The organism is Geodermatophilus ruber (assembly GCF_900114385.1).
GTDB classification, from domain to species: Bacteria; Actinomycetota; Actinomycetes; order Mycobacteriales; family Geodermatophilaceae; genus Geodermatophilus; species Geodermatophilus ruber.
In genome coordinates this window covers 69,038-79,165 of record NZ_FOSW01000020.1, presented here as the reverse complement: position 1 = coordinate 79,165, position 10,128 = coordinate 69,038, and the positions used below count along the sequence as shown (strand labels likewise).

Here is a 10,128-nt window from a genome sequence, read left to right as displayed (position 1 = left end):
ACTCCGCCGCCTCCTTCGGCATGATCCGCGGCGGCCACCTGGACCTCGCGGTGCTCGGCGCGATGCAGGTCAACCCGCGCGGAGACCTGGCCAACTGGCTCATCCCGGGCAAGATGGTCAACGGCATGGGCGGCGCGATGGACCTCGTCCACGGCGCCCGCCGGGTGATCATCATGATGGAACACGTCGCCCGCGACGGCTCGGCCAAGCTCGTCCCCGAGTGCACCCTGCCGTTGACCGGGCGGGCCTGCGTGGACCGGATCATCACCGACCTGGCCGTCATCGACATCACCGACGCCGGCTTCACCCTCCGCGAGACCGCCCCCGGCGTTCCCCTCGACGAGATCATCGCGGCCACCGGCGCCCCGCTCACCATCCCGGACGACGTCCACGAGATGACCCTCCCGGCAGCCGTGTGACTTTCTCCGTCGTCGCCCGCGATCCGGAGAGCGGCGAGCTCGGCATCGCCGTCTCCTCCTGCATCCTCGCCGTCGGCCGGGCGGTGCCCAGTGCCCGGCCCGGAGTGGGGGTGGTCGCCGTCCAGGCGCGCAGCCGGCGCGGGCTCGGGCAGTCGCTGCTGTCCGACCTCGCCGACGGCGCGAGCCCGGCGGACCTGGTGCGCGCCGCGGCGCACGCGGCCGAGGACGTCGACCGGCAGATCGCCGTCCTCGACGCCACCGGGGCCGTGGCCGCCGACACCGGGCGCGGCTCCTTCCCGGTCAGCGGCCACCTGCTGGGCGACGCGATGAGCGTGCAGGGCAACATGCTCGCCTCCGCCGAGGTGCTGCCGGCGATGGCGCAGGCGTTCGGCGCCGCCAGCGGCGACCTGGCCGACCGGCTGCTCGCCGCGCTCACCGCCGGCCAGGACGCCGGCGGCGACCTCCGCGGCCGGCAGTCCGCCGCCCTGCTGGTGGTCAGCGGGACCCCGGCCACCGATGAGAACGACGGAGTCCGGTTCGACCTGCGGGTCGACGACTCCGGCGACCCGGTCGCCCAGCTGCGGATGCTGCGCAACCTGCAGCGGGCCTACGACGAGCGGGACTACGACACGCTCGCGCTCTTCGCGCCCGAGGGGGCGCGGGATCTCTACGCCGCCCTGGCCGCCTCCCGGCGCGGCGACCGCGACGCCGCCCGGGCCGCCCTGGAGGCCATGCGCACCAAGCCGGGCTGGGCCGCCTGGCTGGCCGCGATGGCCGGTGACGCACGGCTGTCCGCGGTGTCCCGCCTGCTGGACTAGGGTTCTGCAGCCGGTCACCCGGTCAGCTCAGGTGACAGGCCTCGTCCGGGGCTTCCTGGAGGTCCACCGGGTCGATCTCGTAGATCGTCACGCCGTCCTCCTGGTACACCGGCCGCAGCGAGTCCACCTCGAAGAGGTCCCGGAATCCCGCGTTCGGCGTGGGACCACCCAGGATTGTGGCCTCGGACGTGTACACGTACTGCACGCCGAGGTCCTCGATGGCCTGCCGCACCTGCTCATCGGAGTCCAGGCAGTTCAGCCCGTCGATCAGCAACTGGCGCTCGGAAGGCAGGGGCGGCTTGACCGGGAATGTGAGCGCTGCACCGAACACCGGCTGGACATCGGCCAGCGCCCACATCCACGCTGAGCCGTCGTTGGGGTCGTTGAGAACCGGCCCGTCGCCCGCGAGATCGGCGAGCACGCGGAAGGCCGCCGTGTCGGCGGTCGACACCGATCCCCCACCCCCGGGGACGTAGGCCAGCCGCAGCCGCTCCTGGTTCTCCTCGATGTAGAAACCGCTGAGCAGACCCATGAGCGCCACCGTCAGGACCACACCGACTGCGGTGACGCTGCCGCGCGCATCCACGGCACGTCCCGCGAGCCGCCGGGCCAGGAAGCAGACAACGGCAGCGATCGCCGCACCCGCGGCGACGACCCCCACCGCGGCGAAGACGGACAGGCCGAGGAAGACCAGACCCTCGAACCGGAACCTGTCGTTCCACCACGGCCCGGTCAGCAGCTGGACCAGTCGCCCCTCGTATGACGCGGCAAGGACGCAGAGGACGAGGAACGCCCCCGTCCCCCAGTACCACCACCGCAGCGCCGCGATCCGCCAACCTACGATCAACCCCACCACGGCCGGGAGCGCCAGCCACATCTGCGGGTACTCGTTCTCGTAGTTGTAGAGGAGCAGTTCCCCGGCCGCCTCACCGGCGGACTGGGCCACGGGCCAGTCGACGACCGTGCCGGCCCCGGTGTCCACGACCGCCTGGCCGATCAATGGGAGCGCCACGACCGCTGCCAGTACGCCAGCCGGCGCCAGCACCATGAGGTCCCGCACGACCTCGGTGCGGTTCGCCAGCCAGCGGGAGCCGACGAGGCAGACCGCAAAGATGGCGGCGGACAATGCTGCGCTGGGGTGGATGAGGGCCAGCCCGGCGGCCGCGACACCGAGGGCCACGGCCAGCGGGACCGTCCGCCGTCGCAGCGTCTGGAGCAGCAGCACCAGGAAGGACGGCACGAAGGTGATGCCGAACACGAAGACCCAGATCGGGCCGCGCCAGATGAGGTCGAAGGGGTACCCGGTCGTGCAGGCGAGGACGACCGGAACGACCGCCGCCGCCCGGTCCATGCCCAGCGAACGGAGCAGGGCCACCAGCCCCAGCCCTCCGAGCAGCGGGATGCACGCCATCAGCGCGTTGATGGCGGTCAGGGAGCTGCCGTGCACCTGAGAGATCAGCGAGGCCATCGCGTGGAAGGCGTCCGGGTAGACCGAGACCCCCTCCGCGTAACCGTTCAGCGCGCTCGCGGTCGCCGGGCTGACCTGCCCCGTGCGCGTGATCGTCTCGATCATGTTGACGTGGAACAGGGCGTCGAACCCCTGGTTCGGATCGGCCAACTGCCCCGTGCCACCGACAACAGTGACGAAACCGACGGCGGCTCCGACCACAGTCCCCAGCACGGCGAGCAGGGACCAGGTCAGGCCTCCGGGGCCCCCCGGCTGCCCGGCCGGCTCCGACCGGTCGTCCGGCGCACGGCGGCGCACTCTCCTCAGCACCGTCCCGGCGAGGGCAAGGCCGACGCCGATGACCGTGACGACGCCGAACGTGAGCGGCGTCCAGTCGAGGCCCAGCACCGAGACCGTGACGATCCCCAGAACGACGAGGGCGAACGTGAGCACCGGCGCGCTGCCTGCCGCGGTCCACCCACGGAGGCCCAGCGCGAGGGCCAGCAGGAGACCGGGCACGGTCAGGAGCAGCACCGAGACGGTGAGTGTCGCGAGCACGTCGAGTAGAGCCGCCGTTCGAAGTTCGAAGTCCGCGGGTCCACGGACACCTGACCACCGAGAGTAGGTGAGCAGCGACCATGCCCGCGGCCCGCCACTCGACGGGAACTGCCACCGACCGTCCTCCGTTCGGGTGGCGCGCAGCGCTCAGCGGGTCAGCACGCCCAGGCCGACGGTGACCGCCCACACCAGGCCCAGCCCGAGCAGCACCCGGTCGCGGAGCACGATGTCCTCCGGCGTGCCCGCCTGCCCCCGGTCGACGTCGACGGCGTACCGGAGCAGCGCGAGGACGAAGGGCGCGATGGAGACCGCCTGCCAGGAGAACCCGGTCTGCACCTCCCGCAGCTCGAAGGCCCACAGGCCGTAGGCGGTGCAGGTGACCCCGGCCGACAGGCTCCACACGAACCGCAGGTAGCTGGCGGAGTACGCCCGCAGCGACCGGCGGGTCTCCGCCTCCTCGCCGAGGGCCACCAGCTCGGCGTACCGCTTGCCGGCCACCATGAACAGCGCACCGAAGGCGGCCACCAGCAGGAACCACTGGGACAGCGCGATGCCGGCCGCCGCCCCCCCGGCGACGCCGCGCAGCAGGAAACCCGAGGCCACCACCGCGAGGTCGATGACCGGCTGGTCGCGGAGGAAGTAGGAGTACGCCAGGGAGATCGCCACGTAGCAGCCCAGCACCGCGGCCAGCGCCGGCCGGGCCAGGAGGAACGCGCCGGCCAGCGCGCCGGCGAGCAGGAGCACCCCGGCACCGGCTGCCAGCAGCACCGGCACCGCCCCCGCGGCCACCGGGCGCAGCCGCTTGGTCGGGTGCCGGCGGTCCTCGGCGACGTCGTGCGCGTCGTTGAGCAGGTACACCCCGCTGGACACCAGGCAGAACAGCACGAAGGCCAGGGCGGTGGAGCGCAGCACGTCGAGCTGGAAGAGGGTGCCCGCGGCGAGCGGGGCCGCGACGACGAGCAGGTTCTTGACCCACTGCCGCGGCCGCATGGTCCGCACCAGGCCACGGAGCGCCCCGCCCACCGAGGTGCCGGCCGATGTCGCGACGGCCGGCGGTCGCTCCACCGCCACGTTGTCGCGGTAGAGGAACACCGGGCTCGCGCGGGTCTCGCCGTCGCCGTCCACGGGTCCGTCCTCTCCGGGCCCGGCCGGGTGCACCCGGCGCGGCCTGCGCGTCGCGACCACCGGTCCCCGCCCCGGGTAGTGCACCGTGCCCCCGGGCCGGAAGCAACCGGATCAGCGATGGCCGGCGTGCCGGCGCGCCTCAGCCGGCGGGTGGCCCGGCCCAGCCCATCCGCTGCACGCGACGCACCTCGAGCGCGTAGCCGCCGGTCGGGTAGGGCAGCCCGAACCGGTAGACCTGCACGTTCACCACGTCCGGCCGCCCGGCGATCGACGTGGCGAGGACGGTCACCGACGAGGTCCGCGCCACCGGCGCGAACTGTCCGCCCCGGAAGTCCTGCCAGACGTTGTCGTCCATCCCGCTGCCGGTCGGGCCGGAGCGCCAGCCCACCCCGTACTCGACCGGCTCGGTGATGCCGTGCCGGATGACCGGCTGGCGCTGGCACGGGAAGAGGAAGGCGGTCTGCCAGTTGACCGCGACCGGCGCGCCGTCGGGCACGTACTCCGCCAGCGACACCTCCGGGAGCACCGACGGCCCGGTGACGGCCAGCCAGCCACCGGGCCCCCCGGACCGGTCCTCGGCCACCAGCCGCAGCACCTGCGCGCCGGGCGCGCCCGCCCCCGCCGGATCGAGGACGAACGTCCGCCACGTCGGCGAGTCCACGCCGTCCGCCAGCGGCTGCGCGCCCACCACCCGCGGCTCGGCACCGCCGGCGCGCACGCCGTACTCCACCCGCAGCTCGTTGCCGGCGTCGAGCCGGCCGGACGCGAGGACGGCCGGCGCGGCGCCCGCGCCCGTGCCCGGCAGCGGGAACCACGGGGTCTGCAGGCTCCCCGTCAGGTCCTCCCGGCCCGGCTCGGGCAGGCTGCCCCACACCTCGGTCGCCACCCCCTCCCCCGGCGAGGCCGGCGGTGGGCTGGCCGGGAACCAGCCGCCCTCACCGACGAACGCCCCGCCCGCCGGCGCCGGGCCCGCCTGCTCGGGAGCCAGCGGCCGGGCCGCGTCGACGTCCAGCACCCGGACCGCCCGGGCGGCGCCGCAGTCCTCGGCGAGCGGATCGGTGAGCGCGTCGGCCCAGGGCGAGTAGCTGTCGACGGTCCGGGCCGCGGCGAGGGAGAAGCTGCCCACCAGGTAGGTCACCGACGTCGCCAGGAACAGCAGGACGAGGGCCGGCACCGCCCACGGCCAGGACGGCGGCCGCGGCCGGCCGGTGCGCCGGCGGAGCAGCGCGGTCCCCGCGAGCACCGCGAGGGCCGCGACCGCCCAGGTCAGCAGGCTCCCGAACGGGATCCCGAGGACGTCGGGGCGCTGGAAGGGGTCGGGTAGCCCCGGCAGCCACGTGTACGGCCACGAGTTGGGTCCCTGGAACGCCAGCGCGCACATCACCACGGCCGAGCCCAGCGCCGCGACCGGGACGGCGCCCGGCAGCCGGCCGGCCCCGGCCGAGCGGGCGAGCCAGGGCACGGCGACCAGGAACAGGGCGAGGAAGGCCGGGCCGAGACCGGCCAGGGCACCGAAGTGGTGGGTCCACTTGCTCGGCGTGATCCAGAGCAGCAGGAAGGCCAGCGCGAGCGAGGAGCCGGCGAGCACCAGCGGCGGGGGCAGGCGCACGGCGCGGGCCCGGGCGGCGACCGCGGCGGCGAGGAACCACACCAGCGCCACCAGCGCCAGCAGCACGGCCGTGCGCTTGGCGTAGTTGCCCATCGGGGCCGCGCTCAGCAGGAAGCCGTAGCGGACGTGCTCGTCCTCCCAGCTGTCCTGCCCCTGGACGGACAGGAAGATCTCCTGACCGCGCAGGAAGTCGTTCAAGGTCCCGTCGGCGAACGCGGCGGCCGCGGCGAGCGCCGCCGGCGCCAGGACCAGCGCCGTGCGGGTCACGGTGGCCAGGGCGGTGCCGCCGGCACGCAGCAGCGGGACGAGCCGGGGCAGGCCGGCGAGCAGGGGGGCCAGGGCCACGAATCCCGTCGGGTGGCAGACCACCGCGAGCGCCGCGGCGCCGACCGCCAGCGCGACCGGCAGCAACCGCTGCCGGTGCAGCCCGGCGGCCACCCCGGAGAGGGCGGCGAGCGCGAGGAAGCCCACGACGGCCTCCGGCCGCACGCCCATGCCGTAGGGCAGCCACCAGGCGAGGAAGGCGGCGCCGAGGAGGACGACGGCGGCGAGCCGGCCGCGCCCGCTGTCCCCCACCGCCGCCGGCAGCGCGCCCGGCCGGGACACGAAGCGGCGCAGCAGCAGCCAGGTGCCCAGGCCGACGACCAGCGCCGGCACCCGCAGCACCACCGGGCTGCTGCCGACCTGGTCCCACCAGCCCAGCAACCGGTAGAACCAGGTGAACGGCGTGAAGGACTGGTTGAGCAGCTGGTAGTAGTTCCCGACGAAGCCCTCGGCCGCGGCGTTGCGGGCCATGGCGGCGTAGTAGCCGTCGTCGTCCGTCGGCGGGGCGAGGAAGAGCCAGAGCAGCAGGGTCGCCACGACGACGCCGTCCACGACCGCGCTGCCCACGGCGGCGGCACGCGGAGGGCGCACCCGGGGCTCGGGCGGATCCGGCGGCCGGGCCCGGTCCTCCCGCCGCAGCAGGACGAGCGCGCCGGCGGCGGCGGCCAGCACCACCGCCAGCAGCACCTGTTTCGCCGGAGCCGGCACCGCGTCGAACTGGTCGTCCACGCCGAGCCGGACCCGCAGGTCGTCGTCCGAGGGCAGCTGCTCGATGCCGGTGGCCAGGACGTCGACGTCGGGCAGCACGGCGGTCTCCCGCACGGCCGCGACCGCCCCCCGCGGGGTCCCGTCCCGCTCGATGGCGAGCCGGGTCGGGTCGCCACGGATCCGGTAGCCGCACGCGCCGTCCGGAACCGGCTCGGCCGCCAGCGTCCGCCCGCGGGAGACGACGGAGAGCTCCCCGTCGCGGACGGTGACCAGCAGCCCCTCCTCGGTGGCCACGTCCTGGCCCGGGACGAGCGTGGCGACCAGCACCCCGCCGGGCGCCTGCGCCGCGGCCCGGGCCGCGGTGCAGCTGAAGCGGACGTCGAGCGCGAGCGGCTGCTGGTTGGTCAGCTGCAGCATCGTCGACGCCGGGCGCGACGGGTCCTGCGGCCAGCTGACCGTCGGCATGCTCATCCGTACCGGTGCCAGGGGCAGCACGGCCGCGCCGGCGAGCGCGACCACGGCCAGGACCAGCGCCAGCAACCGGCGGCCGCGAGGGACGCGGACCCCCGCGCCGGAGGCGGGCCCGGCCCGCTCGGCGTCGATCAGGTCCATCCGGCCCCCGCCTTCTCGCCCCTGCCCGTCAGCCCCGCCGCTACGGTGACCTCCGGAGGACCGACGGACCAGCTGTACCACGACGCGGACGGGGAGGTGGCCCTGGAAACCCCCGGCCGGCGTCCGCGGTTGCTGGCCTCGCTGAGCTGGGCCGCCCTCAGCGTCGGCGTCGCCGGCCTCCTGACCGCCGGGTACCTCGCGCTGGTGGCCCGGTCGCTGCCCGCGACCGAGTACGGCTGGTTCGGCGCCTTCTGGTCGGTGGCCCTCATCGTCGGGTTCGGCCTGTTCCTGCCGATCGAGCAGGAGCTGGCCCGGCTGGTGCACCTGCGCGGCCGCACCGCTCCCCTGCCCCGCGGAGCCGGGCGTGCGGTCGCGGGAGTCACCGCCCTGGGGCTGGCCGCAGTGCTCGCCGGCTGGCCGCTGCTGCGTCCGGCGCTCGGTGGCAGCACCGCGCTCGTCGCGGCGCTGGCCGTGGTCTGCCTGGCCTCCGGGGCGCAGTTCCTGCTCCGCGGGCTGCTGCTGGGACGCGGCGCGGTGCGCGTGCACGGTGCCGTCGTCCTCCTCGACGCCGCGCTGCGGGTCGCCGGCGCCGCCGCGGTGGCCGCGTGGATCCAGCCGGCCTCGGCCGCCGGCTTCGGCTGGACGCTGGTGGCGGCCCTCCTCCTCGCCCACGTCCCCCTGCTGGCGTGGATCACCCGCCCGGCCGCCGTCCCGGTGCCGGTCCCCCCGGCGGACGACCGGCGGGTGCGGTTGCGGGTGATCGCCTCGCTGACCGTCGGTGCGCTCTGCGCGCAGGTGCTGCTCAACGCCGCGCCGGTGCTCGTGGCCGGTGCGGCCGGCCCCGGCGAGCAGGTGCTCGCCGCGCAGTTCGTCGCCTGCTTCACCCTCACCCGGCTGCCGCTGTTCCTCGCCGTCCCGGTTCAGGGCGTGCTCATCCCGGGCCTGGTCCGCGTCACCGCCGACCGGCGCGGCGCCCGCTCCCTGGTGGCCCCCCTGGCGGGGGGCGTCGTCCTGCTGTGCGGCGCCGCCGCCCTGCTCGGCTGGCTGGCCGGGCCACCCCTGGTCGGCCTGCTCTTCGGCGCCCGCTACGCGCTGCCCGGAGCCGACCTCGCCCTGCTCGCCGTCGGCACCGCCCTGTACCTGGGCTTGCTGGTCACCACCCAGGCGCTGGTCGCCGCGGCCCGGCACCGGGGGGTGGCGCTGGTCTGGGCGGCCGGGCTGGCCGCCGCGGCGGTCGTGTTCGCCGCCGTCCCGGGGCTGGTCGCCCGGGCCGGGCTGGCGCTGGTCGCCGGCTGTGCGGTGGCCCTCGGCGCCGGGCTCCTGCTGCTGGCCGGCCGTACGGCCCCCGCCCCCACGCCCCTGGGAGGTCCGCGATGAGCCGGCCGCTGGACCTGCTGGTCGCGCTGGACTACTACGCGCCCTACGTCAGCGGCCTGACCAACGTGGCGCGCGACGTGGCCGAGGGGCTGGCCGCGCGGGGGCACCGCGTCCGGGTGGTCACCAGCCGGCACGACCCGGCGCTGCCGGAACACGAGGTGGTGCGCGGGGTGTCGGTGCACCGGACGCCGGTGCTGGCCCGCCTCGGCAAGGGGGTGGTCAGCCCGGCGCTGATCGGCGCGGTGGCCCGGGCGGCGGCGGGCGCGTCGGTGACCCACCTGCACCTGCCGATGCCCGAGGCGGCGCTGCTGGCCGGGCGCATCCGCTCGCCGCTGATCACCACCTACCACTGCGACGTGTCCCTGCCGCCGGGCCCGGTCAACCGCCTGCAGACCGCGGGCATCGACCTGTCCAGCCGCCGGGCGCTGCGCCGCTCGGGCCGGGTGGTCGTGTCGAGCGAGGACTACGCGCGGCACAGCCGGCTGTGGCCGGCGCTGGACGGCCGGACGGCGGTCATCCCGCCGCCGTGCCGGGAGCGCCCGACCGGCACACCCCGGTTCCGCGAGGGTGCGGGACTGCACGTCGGGTTCCTCGGCCGGATCGTCGAGGAGAAGGGGCTGCAGTTCCTGGTGCGCGGGTTCCAGTCCCTCGGGAACGTCGACAGCCGACTGCTGATCGGCGGGGACTTTGCCACCGTCGCCGGCGGCTCGGTGGTCGCCGAGGTGCGGCGGCTCGTCGCCGGTGACCCCCGGATCCGGCTCCTCGGCTTCCTCGACGACGCGCAGATCGCCGACCTGTACGCCTCGATCGACGTGTTCGCCCTGCCGTCGGTCAACGCCTTCGAGGCGTTCGGCATCGTGCAGGTCGAGGCGATGATGGCCGGCGTGCCGGTGCTGGCCAGCGACCTGCCGGGGGTGCGCACCCCCGTGCAGGAGACCGGCTTCGGCCTCGTGGTGCCGCCGCGGGACGTCGAGGCGATCGCTGCGGGGCTGCGCCGGCTCGCCGCGGCACCACCCGACCGGGCCGCGGGGGCGGCGCGGGCCCGCACCCGGTACGCCCTGGAGCCGGTCCTCTCCGCATACGAGGAGGTGCTCGCGGTAGCCGCCACTCCCGGAGCGGCACGGTGAGCAC

The 10,128-nt window shown here is 75.6% G+C and carries 7 protein-coding genes; 4 read left to right on the top strand and 3 right to left on the bottom strand.

Annotated elements, in window-relative coordinates; all coding sequences use genetic code 11:
• Both BMZ50_RS22565 and BMZ50_RS22560 read left to right on the top strand, forming a co-directional pair.
• The coding region (locus tag BMZ50_RS22565; protein WP_281245458.1) for a CoA-transferase at positions 1-419 on the top strand (419 nt) is incomplete at its 5' end.
• Positions 416-1,237, top strand: coding sequence for a DUF1028 domain-containing protein (locus BMZ50_RS22560; RefSeq protein ID WP_091329742.1), 822 nt, complete (start codon positions 416-418; stop codon positions 1,235-1,237). The genes BMZ50_RS22565 and BMZ50_RS22560, both read left to right, overlap by 4 nt.
• Before the next feature lie 22 nt (positions 1,238-1,259).
• On the opposite strand, the gene BMZ50_RS22555 is transcribed toward BMZ50_RS22560, so the two are convergent.
• The 3 genes from BMZ50_RS22555 to BMZ50_RS22545 all read right to left on the bottom strand — a co-directional run bounded on the left by BMZ50_RS22555 (position 1,260) and on the right by BMZ50_RS22545 (position 7,620).
• On the bottom strand, positions 1,260-3,242 hold the full coding sequence (locus BMZ50_RS22555; protein ID WP_091329740.1) for a DUF6541 family protein: 1,983 nt from the start codon (positions 3,240-3,242) through the stop codon (positions 1,260-1,262).
• A 147-nt stretch (positions 3,243-3,389) separates the two neighbouring features.
• Positions 3,390-4,367 carry a decaprenyl-phosphate phosphoribosyltransferase gene (locus BMZ50_RS22550; RefSeq protein WP_245753813.1) on the bottom strand — a complete coding sequence of 326 codons (978 nt, stop codon included), beginning with the start codon at positions 4,365-4,367 and terminating at the stop codon, positions 3,390-3,392.
• 139 nt (positions 4,368-4,506) lie between these two features.
• Positions 4,507-7,620 carry an arabinosyltransferase domain-containing protein gene (locus BMZ50_RS22545; protein WP_091329738.1) on the bottom strand — a complete coding sequence of 1,038 codons (3,114 nt, stop codon included), beginning with the start codon at positions 7,618-7,620 and terminating at the stop codon, positions 4,507-4,509.
• Between the two features lie 45 nt (positions 7,621-7,665).
• On the opposite strand from BMZ50_RS22545, the gene BMZ50_RS22540 reads away from it, so the two are divergent.
• Positions 7,666-8,997: a lipopolysaccharide biosynthesis protein gene (locus BMZ50_RS22540; RefSeq protein ID WP_091329736.1), complete on the top strand. Its 1,332-nt coding sequence runs from the start codon at positions 7,666-7,668 to the stop codon at positions 8,995-8,997.
• A complete protein-coding gene (locus tag BMZ50_RS22535) occupies positions 8,994-10,124 on the top strand; it encodes a glycosyltransferase family 4 protein (RefSeq protein ID WP_091329735.1) in 1,131 nt (376 codons plus the stop codon). Before BMZ50_RS22540 ends, BMZ50_RS22535 begins: the two co-directional genes overlap by 4 nt.
• The last annotated feature ends 4 nt before the right edge of the window (positions 10,125-10,128 follow it).